Source organism: Streptomyces sp. NPDC050085, from assembly GCF_044460595.1.
In the GTDB taxonomy this organism is placed as follows: Bacteria; Actinomycetota; Actinomycetes; order Streptomycetales; family Streptomycetaceae; genus Streptomyces.
Genome location: NZ_JBITJZ010000001.1, coordinates 1,780,199 through 1,797,053, shown reverse-complemented (window position 1 = coordinate 1,797,053; position 16,855 = coordinate 1,780,199). Strand labels below are relative to the sequence as shown.

The window sequence follows — 16,855 nt, the reverse complement described above, 5'->3', positions numbered from 1 at the left end:
GACGCCGCGCGGGCGCATCAGGGTTCTGTCAAAGACGTCTCCCCACCAGGCATCTGTCCCATTTGCCAGAATTGCTGACCGTAAGGTCGACGCTGCGTGGAGCAGTGGGCTGCGTGCGGCAGCGACAGGAAGACAATGGGGCCATGGGACGCGGCAAGCTTCGGATCTATCTCGGCAGCGCACCGGGCGTCGGCAAGACGTACGCGATGCTGTCCGAGGCGCACCGGCGCATCGAGCGCGGCACCGACTGCGTGGTCGCGTTCGTCGAGCACCACGGCCGGCCGCGCACCGAGGTCATGCTGCACGGCCTGGAGCAGGTGCCGCGCAAGGAGATCGAGTACCGCGGTTCCGTCTTCCACGAGATGGACGTCGCAGCGGTCCTGGACCGGGCACCCGGCGTCGCCCTGGTCGACGAACTCGCCCACACGAACGTGCCGGGCTCGCGCAACGCCAAGCGCTGGCAGGACGTCGAGGAACTCCTCGCCGCCGGCATCGACGTCGTCTCGACCGTCAACATTCAACATCTTGAGTCACTGGGTGACGTGGTCGAGGCGATCACCGGTGTACGTCAACGTGAGACCGTCCCGGACGAGGTCGTGCGCCGCGCCGACCAGATCGAGCTGGTCGACATGTCGCCCCAGGCACTGCGCCGCCGCATGGCCCACGGGAACATCTACAAGTCCGACAAGGTCGACGCGGCCCTGTCCAACTACTTCCGGCCCGGGAACCTCACCGCCCTGCGGGAGCTGGCCCTGCTCTGGGTCGCCGACCGGGCCGACGAGTACCTCCAGCAGTACCGGGGCGAGCACAACATCCGCTCCACCTGGCAGGCCCGCGAGCGCATCGTCGTCGGACTGACCGGCGGACCCGAGGGCCGTACGTTGATCAGGCGGGCGGCGCGGCTCGCGGAGAAGGGCGCGGGCGGCGAGGTCCTCGCCGTCTACATCGCCCGCAGCGACGGGCTCACCGCCGCCTCGCCCAAGGAGCTGGCGGTCCAGCGCACCCTGGTCGAGGACCTCGGCGGAACGTTCCATCACGTCATCGGCGACGACATCCCCGCCGCCCTTCTGGAGTTCGCGCGCGGCGTGAACTCCACCCAGATCGTCCTCGGCTCGTCACGGCGCAAGGCCTGGCAGTACGTGTTCGGGCCCGGCGTCGGCGCGACGGTGGCCCGGGAGTCGGGCCCCGACCTCGACGTCCACATCGTCACGCACGAGGAGGCCGCCAAGGGGCGCGGACTGCCCGTCGCGCGCGGCGCCCGGCTCGGCCGCTCCCGCATCCTGTGGGGCTGGCTCGTCGGCGTCGGCGGGCCCGCGCTGCTCGCACTGATCCTGACGCACGTCGATTCCGATCTCGGTCTCGCCAACGACATGCTGCTGTTCCTGTCGCTCACCGTCGCGGCGGCGCTGGTCGGCGGGCTGCTGCCGGCCCTGGCCGCGGCGGCGGTCGGCTCCCTGCTCCTGAACTACTTCTTCACGCCGCCCCTGCACCTGTTCACGATCGCCGACCCGAAGAACATCGTCGCCATCGTGATCTTCGTGGGCGTGGCCGTGTCGGTGGCCTCCGTCGTGGACCTGGCCGCACGGCGCACCCACCAGGCCGCGAGGCTGCGTGCCGAGTCCGAGGTCCTGTCGTTCCTCGCGGGCAGCGTGCTGCGCGGTGAGACGAGCCTGGAGGCGCTCCTCGAGCGCGTACGGGAGACGTTCGCCATGGAGTCCGTGGCCCTGCTCGAGCGCGAGAGCGACACCGCGCCCTGGACCTGCGCGGGCAGCGTCGGACCGCGGCCCGACGGACGGCCCGAGGACGCCGACGTCGACATGCCGGTCGGCGACCACATGGCGCTCGCCCTGTCCGGCCGCGTGCTGCCCGCGGAGGACCGCCGGGTGCTCGCCGCGTTCGCCGCACAGGCCGCCGTCGTCCTGGACCGGCAGCGGCTGCAGTCCGAGGCCGAGCAGGCCCGCACGCTCGCCGAGGGCAACCGCATCCGCACCGCCCTGCTCGCCGCCGTCAGCCACGACCTGCGCACCCCGCTGGCCGGCATCAAGGCCTCCGTGTCCTCCCTGCGCTCCGAGGACGTCGAGTGGTCGCCCGAGGACCAGGCGGAGCTGCTCGCCGGGATCGAGGCCGGGGCCGACCGGCTCGACCACCTCGTCGGGAACCTGCTCGACATGTCCCGGCTCCAGACCGGCACGGTCACGCCACTCATCAGGGAGACGGACCTGGACGAGGTGGTGCCGATGGCGCTGGGCGGCGTACCGGATCCGGAGCTGAGCGTCGAGCTCGACATCCCCGAGTCGCTGCCCATGGTCTTTGTCGACCGGGGACTCCTGGAGCGGGCCGTCGCCAACATCGTCGAGAACGCCGTCAAGTACAGCCCGCCCGACGAGCCGGTCCTGGTCGCCGCCAGCACGCTCGGCGACCGGGTCGAACTGCGCGTCGTGGACCGCGGACCCGGCGTCCCCGACGAGGCCAAGGACCGCATCTTCGCCCCGTTCCAGCGCTACGGCGACGCCCCGCGCGGTGCCGGAGTCGGGCTCGGACTCGCGGTGGCGCGCGGCTTCGTCGAGGCCATGGGCGGCACACTCAGTGCGGAGGACACTCCAGGAGGCGGGCTCACCATGGTGCTCACCCTGCAGGCAGTGACGCCCACGCCCGATCAACTTGATCAACTCGATCAATCATTGAGCGCAGTAACTCAGAGAGGCAGGCACGCATGACCCGGGTGCTCGTGGTCGACGACGAGCCGCAGATCGTGCGCGCCCTCGTCATCAACCTGAAGGCGCGCAAGTACGAGGTGGACGCCGCCGCCGACGGCGCGCAGGCGCTGCAGCTCGCCGCCGCCCGCCACCCCGACGTGGTCGTCCTCGACCTGGGCCTGCCCGACATGGACGGCGTCGAGGTGATCAAGGGACTGCGCGGCTGGACCCGCGTGCCGATCCTCGTCCTGTCCGCCCGGCACTCCTCGGACGAGAAGGTCGAGGCGCTCGACGCGGGCGCCGACGACTACGTGACCAAGCCGTTCGGCATGGACGAACTCCTCGCGCGGCTGCGCGCGGCCGTGCGGCGGGCGGAGCCCACCGGGGGCGGCGAGGACGAGGGGATCGTCGAGACCGACGACTTCACCGTCGACATGGCCGCCAAGAAGGTCAACCGGGGCGGCCGTGACGTGCGTCTGACGCCCACCGAGTGGCACCTGCTGGAGGTGCTCGTGCGCAACACGGGACGCCTGGTGAGCCAGAAGCAGCTGCTTCAGGAGGTGTGGGGGCCTTCGTACGGCACCGAGACCAACTACCTGCGGGTCTACATGGCGCAGCTGCGCCGCAAGCTGGAGACGGACCCGTCGCATCCGCGGCACTTCATCACGGAGCCGGGGATGGGGTACCGGTTCGAGAAGTAGGCCCTACGTTCGTGTCGGCGCCCCCGGGTACGCTTCGTGTATGAGTGCTGTTCCTCGTTCCGACAGGGCCGACAGGGCGTCCGGCAAACCGGCGGGCCGGTTCCGGCGCATGCTCGACCGACTGTCCACCTCGCAGGAGGACCTGGAGTCGGAGGAGCTGCGCGAGGACGCGGAGACCACGGGCTGTACGCGCATCGGTGATTGCCACGATCGGCAAATAGTCACGGTTACTGGTACGTTGCGCACCGTGACCCTGCGGCCACGCGCCGGAGTCCCGGCCCTGGAGGCCGAGTTGTTCGACGGCTCGGCGGCCCTGGACGTGGTGTGGCTCGGTCGGCGCTCGATCGTCGGCATCGAGCCGGGACGCAAGCTGATCGCCTCGGGCCGGGTCTCGATGAGCCGGGGCCGTAGGGTGCTCTTCAACCCGAAGTACGAACTCAGACCGCTCGGACGGGAGTAGCCGGTGACGTCCCTCGACAAGCCGACCCACCGCGAAGACGCAGACCAGGAAGTCGCGGACAGGGCGGTGACGGAGGCCGCGCTCTTCGAGGCCTTCGGCGGCGTGCGGGGCATGGTGGAGACCGTCGTGCCCGGCCTCCTCTTCGTGACCATCTTCACGATCAACAAGGACCTGCACATGTCGGCCATCGCGGCCCTCGCGGTGTCCCTGGTCCTGGTCGTCGTGCGCCTGGTCATGAAGGACACGGTCAAGCACGCCTTCAGCGGGGTCTTCGGGGTCGCGTTCGGCGTCGTCTTCGCGATGATGACCGGCAACGCCAAGGACTTCTATCTCCCGGGCATGCTCTACACGTTGGGCCTCGCGCTCGCGTACATCGTGACCACGCTGTGCGGCGTTCCCTTGATCGGGCTCATTCTCGGGCCGGTGTTCAAGGAGAACCTGTCATGGCGCACGCGCAACCCCGGCCGCAAGAAGGCGTACGCGAAGGCGAGTTGGGCCTGGGGGCTCATCCTGCTCGCCAAGTGCGCGATCCTCTTTCCGATGTACTGGTGGGCCGACACCACCAAGTTCGGCTGGGTGCTCATCGCGTTGAAGATCCCGCCGTTCCTGCTGGCGGTGTGGCTGACGTGGGTGTTCCTGGCGAAGGCGCCCGCGCCGATCGACGTGTTCGCGGAGATGGAGGCGGAGGACGCTGCCGCCAAGGAGCGGGAGGCTTCTTCCGGGGAGGTCTCGTCCGGGGGGTCTGCGCGGCATCGCCGTGAGGATTGAGCGACGTTCGCGGGTGCGCGTCGTGTGTGGCTGGGCGCGCAGTTCCCCGCGCCCCCAAGAGCAATGGGCGAGGGCCCCACGAGCAAAGCTCGTGGGGCCCTCGCCCATTGCTCTTGCTCTTCTACGCGTCCTCGCGCCGGACCGACAGCAGGTCCTCCAGCTGCTCCTCGCGCGCCTGCGCTGCGACGAACAGGAGCTCGTCGCCCGCCTCCAGGGAGTCCTCCTGGCTGGGGGCCAGGACGCGGGTGCCGCGGATGATCGTGACCAGGGACGTGTCCTGCGGCCACTGGACGTCGCCCACGCGCGTGCCGGCCAGGGCCGACTCCGGCGGGAGCGTCAGCTCGACCAGGTTCGCGTCGCCGTGGCTGAAGCGGAGCAGGCGCACCAGGTCGCCGACGCTGACCGCCTCTTCGACCAGGGCCGACATGAGACGGGGGGTCGAGACGGCGACGTCCACGCCCCACGACTCGTTGAACAGCCATTCGTTCTTGGGGTTGTTGACGCGGGCGACGACCCGCGGGACCCCGTACTCGGTCTTCGCGAGCAGGGAGACGACCAGGTTGACCTTGTCGTCGCCGGTGGCCGCGATGACCACGTTGCAGCGCTGCAGCGCCGCTTCGTCCAGGGACGTGATCTCACAGGCGTCGGCGAGCAGCCACTCCGCCTGCGGGACGCGCTCGACCGAGATGGCCGTCGGCGCCTTGTCGACGAGCAGGACCTCGTGACCGTTCTCCAGGAGCTCGCCCGCGATCGAGCGGCCGACCGCTCCGGCTCCGGCAATGGCGACCCTCATCAGTGACCGCCTTCCTCGGGGCCTTCGGCGAACGCCGCCTCGACCTTCTCGACCTCGTCCGTCCGCATCATCACGTGGACCAGGTCGCCTTCCTGCAGCACCGTCTGCGACGTCGGCAGCATCGACTCGCCGAGCCGGGTGAGGAACGCGACGCGGACGCCCGTCTCCTCCTGCAGGCGGCTGATCTTGTGGCCCACCCAGGCCTCCGACGCGTGCACCTCGGCCAGCTGGACGCCCCCGGTGGGGTCGCGCCACAGCGGCTCCGCGCCGGACGGCAGCAGGCGGCGCAGCATCTGGTCGGCGGTCCAGCGGACCGTGGCGACCGTCGGGATGCCCAGGCGCTGGTAGACCTCGGCGCGGCGGGGGTCGTAGATCCGCGCCGCCACGTTCTCGATCCCGAACATCTCGCGGGCCACGCGGGCGGCGATGATGTTCGAGTTGTCACCGCTGGAGACGGCGGCGAAGGCGCCCGCCTCCTCGATGCCGGCCTCGCGCAGGGTGTCCTGGTCGAAGCCGACCCCGGTGACACGGCGGCCGCCGAACCCGGAGCCCAGACGGCGGAAGGCCGTGGGGTCCTGGTCGACCACGGCGACCGTGTGACCCTGCTGCTCCAGGGTCTGGGCAAGCTGGGACCCTACTCGGCCACAGCCCATGATCACGATATGCACGGTCTTACCCCGCACTCCTCATAGGCCCACTGACCTGCGTAAACGTCCTGCTCATGTCTCTCTCTCGCGGCTCGGTCCAGCCCGTGCGGCTCGATCTCGGGCACGATGCGGGCCCCGTATGGCCCGCGTCAAGACCACCGTATCGGCAATGTGCTCGAACTCGTCCTTCGCGTCGGCCCCTAGATCGCTCCCGCGCCCCCTGTCCCGGGCTTCCTAGACTGGCGGCCACGGAACCTGCGGGTGCGAGGAGGGCGGGCGTGGCCGGTCGGCGTACGCGGTGGGGGTGGCTCGCCGCGGTCGTGGCGGCGGTGGTGGTGTGGGGCGTGCTGTCCCGCGGGGGCCCGTCACCCTCGCAGGCGGGCGGGGAGCGGACGACGCCCTCGCACGCGCCTTCGGCCAAGGCCTCGTCGGCGCCCCCGTCACTCCCGTCACCCCCGTCACCCCCGTCACCCCCGTCACCCCCGTCCACGAAGGCGGCCCCCTCCCCGTCCCGCACCACGGGCGGCGGCTACGACCCCGCCGACTACGCGCCCCAGGTGAAGGCCCGGGCCCAACAGGCCGGTGTCAGTGCCCGGTTGGTGATGGCGATCCTCTACAACGAGGCGTACAAACCGCACGACCCCGCGCTCGAGCGGGCCTGGCAGAGATACAAGCCGGAAGCGGCCTTCGGCATCGCGAACATGCATCGGGCCGCGTTCGAGGAGACCCGGAGCGGACGTGACTTCGCCCACCGTCGCTGGGACGAACTGCCCGACGACCGGGACCTCGCCATCGAGGCCGCCGCCTGGCACCTGCACGACCTGGACGCACAGCTTCCGGCGCACTGGCCGGGCCCCTTCGACAGGGAAGAACTGCTGGCCCTCGGCTACAACACGGGCGCCGGGAACATGCTGGCCTTCGCCCGTGGCGCGAGCCCCGGCAGCCAGGCCCGTTCCTATCTCGACCGGCTGCACGAGAACTGGGCGAAGGCCGGCCGGGCGGTGGCCTGAGTGGAGATTCGGGGTGGTGGGTGTGCCGCCCCCCGTTCGAACGCTTACGATCCTCTGCGTGTCCAAACTGACCGACGTGCCCAAACGGATCTTGATCGGGCGCGCACTGCGCAGTGACCGGCTGGGAGAAACGCTCCTGCCGAAGCGCATCGCACTCCCCGTTTTCGCCTCCGACCCGCTCTCCTCCGTCGCGTACGCGCCCGGCGAGGTGCTGCTGGTCCTGTCCATCGCGGGCGTGTCGGCGTACCACTTCAGCCCCTGGATCGCGGTCGCGGTCGTCGTGCTGATGTTCACGGTCGTCGCCTCGTACCGGCAGAACGTGCACGCCTACCCGAGCGGTGGCGGCGACTACGAGGTGGCCAACACCAACCTCGGCCCGAAGGCCGGGCTCACCGTCGCCAGCGCCCTGCTCGTCGACTACGTCCTCACCGTCGCCGTCTCCATCGCGTCCGGCATCGAGAACCTCGGCTCCGCGGTCCCGTTCGTGGTCGAGCACAAGGTGCTCTGCGCGTGCGTGGTCATCGTCCTGCTGACGCTGATGAACCTGCGCGGCGTGAAGGAGTCCGGCAAGCTCTTCGCCATTCCGACGTACGTGTTCGTCGCGGGCGTCTTCATCATGATCGCCTGGGGCGCCTTCCGCGGGATCGTCCTCGACGACACCATGAAGGCTCCCACCGCCGACTACCACATCAAGGCCGAGCACCAGGGCCTCGCGGGCTTCGCGCTCGTCTTCCTGCTGCTGCGCGCCTTCTCCTCCGGCTGTGCGGCGCTCACCGGTGTCGAGGCGATCTCCAACGGCGTACCGGCGTTCCGCAAGCCGAAGTCGAAGAACGCGGCGTCCACGCTCGCCCTCATGGGCGCGCTCGCCGTCACCATGTTCTGCGGCATCATCGGCCTCGCCATGGCGACCAAGGTCCGCATGGCCGAGAACCCGGCGACCGACCTGATCCACAACGGCATCGCGGTCGGCACCGGCTACGTCCAGAACCCGGTCATCTCGCAGGTCGCCGAGGCCGTCTTCGGCAAGGGCAGCTTCCTGTTCATCATCCTGGCGGCGGCCACGGCGCTGGTCCTCTTCCTCGCCGCGAACACGGCGTACAACGGCTTCCCGCTGCTCGGCTCGATCCTCGCGCAGGACCGCTACCTGCCGCGCCAGCTGCACACCCGCGGCGACCGCCTCGCGTTCTCCAACGGCATCGTGCTCCTCGCCGGGGCCGCCATGCTGCTCGTCGTCATCTACGGCGCGGACTCGACCCGCCTGATCCAGCTGTACATCGTCGGCGTGTTCGTGTCCTTCACGCTCAGCCAGACCGGCATGGTCCGGCACTGGAACCGCCACCTGCGCGCGGAGCGCGACGCCGAGAAGCGGCGCCGCATGATCCGCTCCCGCGCGATCAACGCGTTCGGCGCCTTCTTCACCGGCCTGGTCCTCGTGGTCGTCCTGGTCACGAAGTTCACGCACGGCGCCTGGGTCGCGCTGCTCGGCATGTGCATCTTCTACGCGACGATGACCGCGATCCGTAAGCACTACGACCGGGTCGCCGAGGAGATCGCCGCGCCCGAGACGCCGTCCGACGACAGCGTGCGCCCGTCGCGCGTCCACTCGCTCGTGCTCGTCTCGAAGATCCACCGCCCGACGCTGCGGGCGCTGGCGTACGCCAAGTTGATGCGTACGGACACGCTCGAGGCATTGAGCGTCAATGTGGATCCGGCCGAGACGAAGGCATTGAGGGAGGAGTGGGAGCGTCGGGGCATCGACGTCCCGCTCAAGGTCCTCGACTCTCCCTACCGGGAGATCACCCGGCCGATCATCGAGTACGTGAAGAACCTGCGCCGGGAGTCGCCGCGCGACGCCGTCAGCGTGATCATCCCCGAGTACGTGGTCGGCCACTGGTACGAGCACCTGCTGCACAACCAGAGCGCCCTGCGCCTGAAGGGCCGCCTGCTCTTCACCCCGGGGATCATGGTGACGTCCGTTCCCTACCAGCTGGAGTCCTCCGAGGCCGCCAAGAAGCGGGCCCGCAGGCGCTCCGAGTGGAGCGCGCCGGGTGCGGTGCGCCGCGGACCGGTGGAGAAGCGGTCCAAGGAGCCGAGCTCCAAGTAGCCGCGTCCTCGACGGCCGACTCGTGGTGAGCGGCCGGACGACAGCCACGTAGACTGGTGGGCTGTTGTCCGGCCGCTTTTCCTTTGCGGCCTCCCCTTACGTACTGGAGCTCCCGCCATGCAGGCAGAACCGAAGAAGTCACTGGTGGGGGAGGAGTACGAGGTCGAGGTCGGGCCCGTCGCGCACGGCGGTCACTGCATCGCGCGTACGGCCGAGGGCCAGGTCCTCTTCGTCCGGCACACGCTGCCCGGCGAGCGGGTCCTGGCGCGGGTCACGGAGGGCGAGGAAGGCGCGCGCTTCCTGCGCGCCGACGCCGTGCAGGTCCTGGACGCGTCCAAGGACCGCGTCGAGGCCCCGTGCCCGTACTCCGGCCCCGGCCGCTGCGGCGGCTGCGACTGGCAGCACGCGAAGCCGGGCGCGCAGCGCCGCATGAAGGGCGAGGTCATCGCCGAGCAGTTGCAGCGGCTCGCGGGCCTCACGCCCGAGGAGGCCGGCTGGGACGGCACGGTCGTACCGGCCGAGGGCGACAAGCTGCCGGCGGGCGAGGTGCCCCAGTGGCGCACGCGCGTCCAGTACGCCGTGGACGCCGACGGCAACGCGGGCCTGCGCCGCCACCGCTCCCACGAGGTCGAGCCGGTCGAGCACTGCATGATCGCCGCCGCGGGCGTGTCCGAGCTGGGCATCGAGGAGCGCGACTGGTCCGGCATGGCGTCCGTCGACGCGATCGCGGCGAGCGGGTCCCAGGACCGCATGGTGATCCTGGAGCCCAAGCCCGGCGCCCGCCTGCCCCTCGTCGAGCTGGACAAGCCGGTGTCGGTGATGCGGGTCGACGAGAAGGACGGCGGCGTCCACCGCGTCCACGGCCGCGCCTTCGTGCGCGAGCGCGCCGACGACCGTACGTACCGCGTCGGCAGCGGCGGTTTCTGGCAGGTCCACCCGAAGGCGGCGGACACGCTCATGCGCGCCGTCATGCAGGGCCTGCTCCCGCGCAAGGGGGACACGGCCCTCGACCTGTACTGCGGCGTCGGCCTGTTCGCGGGCGCGCTCGCGGACCGCGTCGGCGAGAAGGGCGCGGTGCTCGGCATCGAGTCCGGCAAGCGCGCCGTCGAGGACGCCCGCCACAACCTGGCCTCCTTCGACCGCGTCCGCATCGAACAGGGCAAGGTCGATTCGGTCCTGCCGCGCACCGGCATCACCGAGGTCGACCTGATCGTCCTCGACCCGCCGCGCGCGGGCGCCGGCAAGAAGACGGTCGCCCACCTGGCGACGCTGGGCGCGCGGCGCATCGCGTACGTGGCGTGCGATCCGGCGGCGCTGGCGCGGGACTTGGGGTACTTCCGGGAGGGCGGGTACCGGGTGCGGATGCTGCGGGCGTTCGATCTTTTTCCGATGACGCATCATGTGGAGTGCGTCGCGATCCTTGAGCCGGTCACTAAGGGCTCCTGACTTGCTGTTTTTCCGGTGCGCGTTATGTGCGGTGTGGGCGTTACGGGCGATATCTTGACGCTGGAATGACGCTCGTGACGCTCATTTGACGCTCGTTCTGATGGGATGTCAGGTGACCTTCCGTGCAGGTGACGCCGGGTCGGATTAGGTCTGCAAGGAACTGGGCTTTACCGACCCTTGGTGAGATCTGCGAGCTGTGGGCGGCTCTGCCGCGGTGCTGGCGGCTTCGGCGTCCGTTGGCGTCAAGGCTGTGGCACGTGTGAGCCGCATGACCTGACCGTAGCGGCCTGTGCTCCGCCGACCATATGAGCCACTCTGGCCGAGTCCCGCTCTACCTGGGATTCCGCGCGTCTGATGCCATGTCTGAAAGCGGCGGGGGCGCGTCGGCGAAGGGGGCGTCGTGGGCACATCGACGCGGTGGAAAGGGCCCAACGGCGGTAGATGGAGTTCCGCTGCGAGACGTCTTGCACGGTGGGATGACGAATCGCGCAATGCGGACCAGCGGCTGGAGGAAATCGCTGCGGATCACTTACGCGCGCTGCATGAGACGCTCCGTGATGACCGGTCAGCTTTCGGTCTGTACGACACGGCGTGTGCGGCTGGTGAGCGGCTCGCCGGAGCGCTGGGTTCCTTGGCTGTGGACGGCGCCCAGTCGGAGGGTGAACTCCTTGCCCGTCTCGTCTCGGAGGTCGGCGGTGGCGGAGGCACTTTGGCTGACGCCGCAGTGCGAAGGGGAGTGGCCGAGGCCGTCCGTGATGTTCGAGGCCGACACCCTGAGCTGGACGACGCCATGGAGGCGGCATCAGCAGGGGGCGGCTTCGCCTGGGACATACTCTGCGATCTCTATCAAGTGTTCTTCGCCGACATGGTGGGGGAATTTCTCCGGTCAGTTGTCGCCGAGCACGTGAAGCTGGCCGTACCGGTGCTCGTCGCAACCGATCCGGAAGGCAGGATCGCCGACTGGGTCGCGGAGAGGCTGGTGGATCTTGTGCCGAACCCGTGCGAGGAGTCCGTCGAGGCAGCGGAACTTGCAGAAGCCGTGGACACCGCGCAATCGGTTGTAGGTGCTGCGGAGGATCCGTCCGCCGTGCTGTCCAAGGTTGCCGAGGGGTTGGTTCCGAAGGCCGTTGGCAGGGTGCTCGGGTTGATCACTGATGAAGTCGTCGGCGAAGGGGGAGCCGCGGCATGACGTCGTCCGAGCATCTTCTGTGGTGGCGGGGCCACCACCGCGATCGGCCTCTCGACGGCCGCTGGGCGGATATCGGTGAAGACGCCTTCCAGGAGGACGAGCACCGTACTCATGGTCGCCACCGTCTGCCCGGCCCGGTTCCCGACTGGGCCGAGGATCTCCTCCGAATTGCTCGGGCCGCGTTCATTGCGGACAAGTACGTACGCCGCACCGGAGCAGGAGACAGGTGGATGCGACACATCCACCTGTCTGTGCCTGTCTCGGAGTACGAGCGATGGGACAGCAAGGCGGTCCACCACCAGCTTGTCGGGCTGCTCCAGATCCTCACGGGGGATCTGTGGAACATTGAGTTTCGACCGCTCACGGGTCATCAGGTCAGCGACGCGATGATTTTCCCCGACGCTCCGCGTGCGTCAGAAGTCGCCTTGTTCTCCGGGGGCTTGGACTCCGTCAGCTGGGCTGCGGCACGCTCGCGGGCTTCCGACTCGCGTCCGCTCCTTCTGGTGATGTTCCGCGAAATCGGACTGCTGCGCCTGCAGAAGCGGGTGTATAGGGCCGTCGAAGAACTGAGTGAATCACGACCTGTGACGCTTCTGCAGATGAGCCAGACCCCAAGGGGTGACGGATCTGGGCTCAGGCTTGAAACCTCTTCCCGCACTCGCGGCTTGTTGTATGCGGCGGGTGCGATACGTGCTGCCGCCGCACATGGCGTGGCCACAGTCCACATACCTGAGAATGGCCAGCTTGCTCTCAACCCGCCTTTAACCCCTGCTCGTTCGGCTGCCTGCTCCACGCGCTCCGTTCACCCGCGGACGCTTGCTCACCTGAATGCCGTGGTCGGTGCCATTGGCGAGCGCAGCGGCGCGGTGAGAGTGATCAATCCCTGGGCGCAGCTGACGAAGGGCGAGGTGTGCGCGATGGGAAGGGATTCCGGTCTCACACGGTCCGATCTGGAAACCACACTGAGCTGTGGCAAGCCGCCCACCCGGCGAAGTGGCGGACCGCCGATCGCCAACTGCGGTGTGTGCTTTCCCTGTTTGGTGCGTCGTTCCGGACTGCTTCATGCCAATGGCGCTGATGGTACCCAGTACGAGACGGACCCTTGGGTCGACGATCTCCCCTTCGCCCGGGGCGCGGACTGGCGTGCACTGCAGCGATGGCTGCTCGGTCCGTACACCCTGACTGATCTGGTCACCGATACGCCGTTGCCATCGGCGATGGATCCTGTAGCTGCCTTCGATCTGATCAGGCGTGGGAGGGGCGAGCTTGCCCGGCTGCTGCCATTCGTGGGCACGACGGACGCCGACGTGGCGTAGTGAGTGCTGGGGCGCCTCGTGCGATCTGCCCTCACTCATACTGCCCTGGTCAGGCGGGCCATTCGACGCGTACGGGCTCGCGGGCCACAGCCAAGGCGCCGTCGAAGTCGGCTAGACGTTCGGCGAGAGTGGATGTGGCGATTCTCGGCGGCAGAGCCACCGAGAACTTCAGGCCGCGCACGGCGCGAGGGTCGACGGTGGGCAGTGTGAGGGAGTCGGGAAGTTCGGCGCGGGCAGCCTTCCAGTCCGTGGCGGAAAGGTCCTGACGGAGCCGGACGTGGGTGTCGGTGGGGCGTTGTACCGGGTCGGCGAGGTTGCCCAGGGACGATGCGAGGGTGGCGTTGGCGCGGTAGCCGGCCCAGGTCCACCAGCGGGTTGCGTCCGCGTCGCGCACCAGCAAGGTGCCGGCCGGGTGTACTTCGTGGGGCGCGCGGTCCGTGCGGAGTTCGGCGAGGGTGGTCGTGGCACGGCGGGTGAGTTTGACTTCGGGGTCCGTGCCGAGCAGGACGTCGCGCATGGCGCGGGTCAGGGCGTACGACAGGCCGCGTGCTTCGCTGCCTTGCCATTTGGCGACGCCGCCGTCCTCGACGGGTTCGACGAAGGCGCGTCGCCGTGCCCAGTCGATGAAGGTGACTTGCCAGCTGCGGCCCGCCAAGAGCAGGCGGCGTGGGCCCTGACGTTCCTCGGTGAGGACGGAGGGGTCGGTCGTACCGATCTCGGTGCGTCCGGCGAGGACCGTGAATTCGGGGGGCGCAGTGAACGAAGCCGTCAGTTCCATGAAGTGGCGTCGGCCAAAGTGCTTTTCGGCTTCGGGCCCGATGAAGAGCATGCCGCCGTCACTGTCGAGGAAGCCCTCGGAAAGCAGATGGGACAGGAGCGGGGCGGCGGAGCGATCGAAGGGAGCGAGGCCGTTCCACTGCTCGGGCCACAGCCGATCACCGATGCGATGTTCTTGCAGGGCGACGGCGAGGAGCTGCTGGGCGACGAGGTGGCGCGGTGAGGGCGGCGGGGTGACGGGTTCCACCCAGCCGCGGGCCCACAGGGACAGCAGGCCGGCTGCTTGGAGCAGTGTGTCGGGGCGGGTGGCGAGGAACAGGCAGTTGCGGGAGGTTCCAGCGCGTCGTCCGGTGCGGCCGATGCGCTGGAGAAAGGAGGCCACGCTCCCTGGTGCGTCGATCTGGACAACGCGGTCGAGGTCGCCGACGTCGATACCGAGTTCCAGGGTGGAGGTGGAAACGATGACGCAGTCTCTCGCTTCGGCGAACGCCTGCTCGGAGCGGGCGCGTTCGTCGGTGGAGAGGGAGGCGTGGGAGAGGAAGACGGTTACATCGCGGGCGCGTAGGGCCGCGCCGAGTTCTTCCACCTGCTTGCGAGAGTCGCAGAAGACGAGCCGTTTCTCGCCTTGGTGCAGGGCGGAGATCACCTTGGCCGCGTTTCCGAGCGAGCCCACGTAGTCGAGCTCCACTTCCCCTGCAGGGCGCGGGAGGTCGGTAGCGCTCGGGGCGTTCGGGGTGGCGGGCAGCGTGACTCCCGGCGCGACGACGCGGCCTTGCCGTATGGCCGGGGTCGCGCCTTGGAGCCAGGTGAGGAGGGCATCGGGGTTTCCGACAGTCGCCGAGAGGCCGATGCGCTGGATGCGGTGGCTGGCGAGTCGCTCCAGACGTTCGAGGACGGCGAGCAGGTGCCATCCTCGATCGTCCCCGGCGAAGGCGTGTACTTCGTCGACGATGACGGCCCGGACGCTGCCGAGCATGTGTACGTGGTCGGTTTTGACGCTGATCAGCATCGCTTCCAGTGACTCCGGCGTGGTGAGCAGGAAGTCGGGGGATTCGGTGCGGATGCGACGGCGTACGGATTCAGGGGTGTCGCCATGCCACAGGGCGGCTCGGCGTCCCAGCCACTGGGCGTAGCTGTCGACGCGGTGTAGCAGGTTGTTCAGGAGGGCCTTGAGGGGCGCGAGGTAGAGCACAGAGGTGCCGGTCCAGTGCTTCTCGCGCATTGTGGAGAGCATCGGGAAGGTGGCGGCTTCGGTCTTTCCGCCTGCGGTCGGCGCGAGGAGGATCGCGTCCTCACCGTCCATCAGCGGATGTACGGCGGCCTTCTGCAAGGGTCGCAGGTCGGGCCAGCCAAGTGTGTTGACGATGTGGTGCAGGACCACCGGGTCGAGGCGGTCCAACGGATCGGTTCCGCGAGGCTGCTCCTGCACGCTGGTGACTCCTGTGCTGGTCTACGGAGTTCGGGGTTGCGGAGATGAGGCTCTGGCGGTCTGCTCGCGGAGTTCCGAGCGGAGCGCCGGCTCCTCAGATCTCCAGGTCGAGATCGTCTGCGGAGGCGGCCGGTGCTGGTGCGGCGTAGTTCCGCTCGGTGGGGGTGAGGTCACCGCTGCCCACCGTCAGCTGGTAGTGCGTACGTGGGTCGAAGTCGTCGAACTGGTCGATGCGGTCCAGGACGTCGCCGACCAGCTTCTTCAGGAACAGACGTGGGGCGACTCCGACCTTTCCGCCGAGTGCGCCGCCCACGGCTCGTGCCAGGTCGGCGAGGTAGGCGTCGTCGGCGAGCTGCTTGATCCGGTCGGGGGCCTGGGAACCTTCGGCGTACAGGTCGCGGATCGTGGCGCCAAGGCCGGTTAGGGATTGCTCGGTGAATCCCGGCAGCCGGATCTGTACGGCCCGAGGGTTGTCGAATCGGGGATCCGTGGTGAAGTCGGTGGCCAGGCGTTGGGCGAGCGGCGCGAGCCGTTGTACGCCCTGCTGCCCGTCGTAAAAGGCGGGGGTGCCGGTGATGATCAGGTACAGGCCGGGGAAGCGGCCGGAGTGGACCTCGTCGATGAGCTGCCGCAGCGCATTGAGGGCCTTGTCGCGGGCGTCGGAGCGGACTCGTTGCAAGGTCTCCACCTCGTCCAAGACGATGACGAGACCTGCGTGTCCGGCGTCCCTCAGGACAGTGAGCAGGCCCTGTAGGAAGCCGAAGGCGCCGAAGTGGTCGAGGTCGCCGCGGACGCCGGCGCTGCGCCTGGCGGACGCGGCGACGTGCGGCTGGCCGCCGAGCCAGGACAGCACTGCGGCGGCGGTGGCCTCGTCACCGGCCTCCAGGGACTGCTGGTAGCCGCGCAGGGCGGTGGCGAAGGCCGGGGCGTGCCGGGAGACCTCGGCCAGGCGGGCGGTGAGCAGTCGGTCCACTGCCTCGGGTAGTTCGCTCTCTGCTACGCCGTCGGCGAGCGCGTCCTCTTCCAGCGCATAGAACCAGGCGTCGATAACCGGGCGCAGGGCGCTGGGCGGGAAACTCGACGTGGTCAGGCGCTCGGTGAGGCGTCGGTAGACGGTCTCCAGCTTGTGCAGCGGGGTCTCGGTCTCGGACACCTGCACCTCGGCCACGGCGAAGGTGCGGCGTTTGGCACGCTCGCCGAGCCAGCGAGTGAAGAAGGTCTTGCCGGACCCGTACTCGCCGCGCACCGCCTTGAAGACCGAGCCGCCGGCGGCAACCGTATCCAGTTCCTCGTCGACGGCCCGCTCGAAACGGTTGAGGCCGGTGGCGAGCAGGTCCAGGCCGCTCTCGGGGACGGCGCCGCGCCGCAGTGCGTCCACCACGGCCCGGCGTCGCACCGCGCCGACCTGGGGACCGGCACTGGGTGCTGAAGATCGATCGGCGTTCACCTGGACAGTGTCCCATTCGGTCGCGGCTGTGGTGGCCGGTGTTCGAGCTGAGCCGAGCTGCGGCGGTGGCCC

Annotated in this window: 13 protein-coding genes; 9 read left to right on the top strand and 4 right to left on the bottom strand. The window is 69.2% G+C overall.

The features are described 5' to 3' along the window. Positions 1 to 143: 143 nt before the first annotated feature. From ACIBUY_RS07725 to ACIBUY_RS07710, 4 genes are read left to right on the top strand one after another with little or no spacing between them, the layout of a single operon-like run. On the top strand, positions 144 to 2,717 hold the full coding sequence (locus tag ACIBUY_RS07725) for an ATP-binding protein (protein WP_399152091.1): 2,574 nt from the start codon (positions 144 to 146) through the stop codon (positions 2,715 to 2,717). Then, positions 2,714 to 3,397 carry a response regulator gene (locus tag ACIBUY_RS07720; protein ID WP_365566536.1) on the top strand — a complete coding sequence of 228 codons (684 nt, stop codon included), beginning with the start codon at positions 2,714 to 2,716 and terminating at the stop codon, positions 3,395 to 3,397. The genes ACIBUY_RS07725 and ACIBUY_RS07720 overlap by 4 nt, the downstream gene beginning before the upstream one ends. Positions 3,398 to 3,437: 40 nt before the next feature. Further along, entirely contained in the window at positions 3,438 to 3,857 is a 420-nt protein-coding gene (locus tag ACIBUY_RS07715; RefSeq protein ID WP_399152090.1) for an OB-fold nucleic acid binding domain-containing protein, read from the top strand. A gap of 3 nt (positions 3,858 to 3,860) precedes the next feature. Beyond that, positions 3,861 to 4,625: a DUF3159 domain-containing protein gene (locus tag ACIBUY_RS07710; RefSeq protein ID WP_365566535.1), complete on the top strand. Its 765-nt coding sequence runs from the start codon at positions 3,861 to 3,863 to the stop codon at positions 4,623 to 4,625. Positions 4,626 to 4,746: 121 nt separating this feature from the next. Here ACIBUY_RS07710 and ACIBUY_RS07705 read toward each other — a convergent pair whose 3' ends face one another. Both ACIBUY_RS07705 and ACIBUY_RS07700 read right to left on the bottom strand, forming a co-directional pair. Further along, positions 4,747 to 5,418 carry a TrkA family potassium uptake protein gene (locus ACIBUY_RS07705; protein ID WP_164558793.1) on the bottom strand — a complete coding sequence of 224 codons (672 nt, stop codon included), beginning with the start codon at positions 5,416 to 5,418 and terminating at the stop codon, positions 4,747 to 4,749. Beyond that, positions 5,418 to 6,086, bottom strand: coding sequence for a TrkA family potassium uptake protein (locus ACIBUY_RS07700; RefSeq protein ID WP_365566534.1), 669 nt, complete (start codon positions 6,084 to 6,086; stop codon positions 5,418 to 5,420). Before ACIBUY_RS07700 ends, ACIBUY_RS07705 begins: the two co-directional genes overlap by 1 nt. Positions 6,087 to 6,343: 257 nt before the next feature. On the opposite strand from ACIBUY_RS07700, the gene ACIBUY_RS07695 reads away from it, so the two are divergent. The 5 genes from ACIBUY_RS07695 (at position 6,344) to ACIBUY_RS07675 (ending at position 13,130) form a co-directional block, all read left to right on the top strand. Continuing rightward, positions 6,344 to 7,075: a lytic transglycosylase domain-containing protein gene (locus ACIBUY_RS07695; protein WP_399152089.1), complete on the top strand. Its 732-nt coding sequence runs from the start codon at positions 6,344 to 6,346 to the stop codon at positions 7,073 to 7,075. A gap of 58 nt (positions 7,076 to 7,133) precedes the next feature. Further along, a complete protein-coding gene (locus ACIBUY_RS07690; RefSeq protein WP_365566532.1) occupies positions 7,134 to 9,179 on the top strand; it encodes an APC family permease in 2,046 nt (681 codons plus the stop codon). 117 nt (positions 9,180 to 9,296) lie between these two features. After that, positions 9,297 to 10,625, top strand: coding sequence for a class I SAM-dependent RNA methyltransferase (locus ACIBUY_RS07685; protein ID WP_399152088.1), 1,329 nt, complete (start codon positions 9,297 to 9,299; stop codon positions 10,623 to 10,625). Between the two features lie 400 nt (positions 10,626 to 11,025). Further along, positions 11,026 to 11,814: a hypothetical protein gene (locus ACIBUY_RS07680; protein ID WP_399152087.1), complete on the top strand. Its 789-nt coding sequence runs from the start codon at positions 11,026 to 11,028 to the stop codon at positions 11,812 to 11,814. Beyond that, positions 11,811 to 13,130: a hypothetical protein gene (locus ACIBUY_RS07675; protein ID WP_399152086.1), complete on the top strand. Its 1,320-nt coding sequence runs from the start codon at positions 11,811 to 11,813 to the stop codon at positions 13,128 to 13,130. Before ACIBUY_RS07680 ends, ACIBUY_RS07675 begins: the two co-directional genes overlap by 4 nt. A gap of 49 nt (positions 13,131 to 13,179) precedes the next feature. Here the strand turns inward: ACIBUY_RS07675 and ACIBUY_RS07670 are convergent, their stop codons facing one another. Next, entirely contained in the window at positions 13,180 to 15,336 is a 2,157-nt protein-coding gene (locus ACIBUY_RS07670; protein ID WP_399152085.1) for a DEAD/DEAH box helicase, read from the bottom strand. Positions 15,337 to 15,430: 94 nt separating this feature from the next. After that, the gene (gene brxD, locus ACIBUY_RS07665) at positions 15,431 to 16,783 is read right to left on the bottom strand and encodes a BREX system ATP-binding protein BrxD (protein WP_399152084.1); all 1,353 of its coding nucleotides are present in this window, start codon (positions 16,781 to 16,783) and stop codon (positions 15,431 to 15,433) included. Between the last annotated feature and the right edge of the window lie 72 nt (positions 16,784 to 16,855).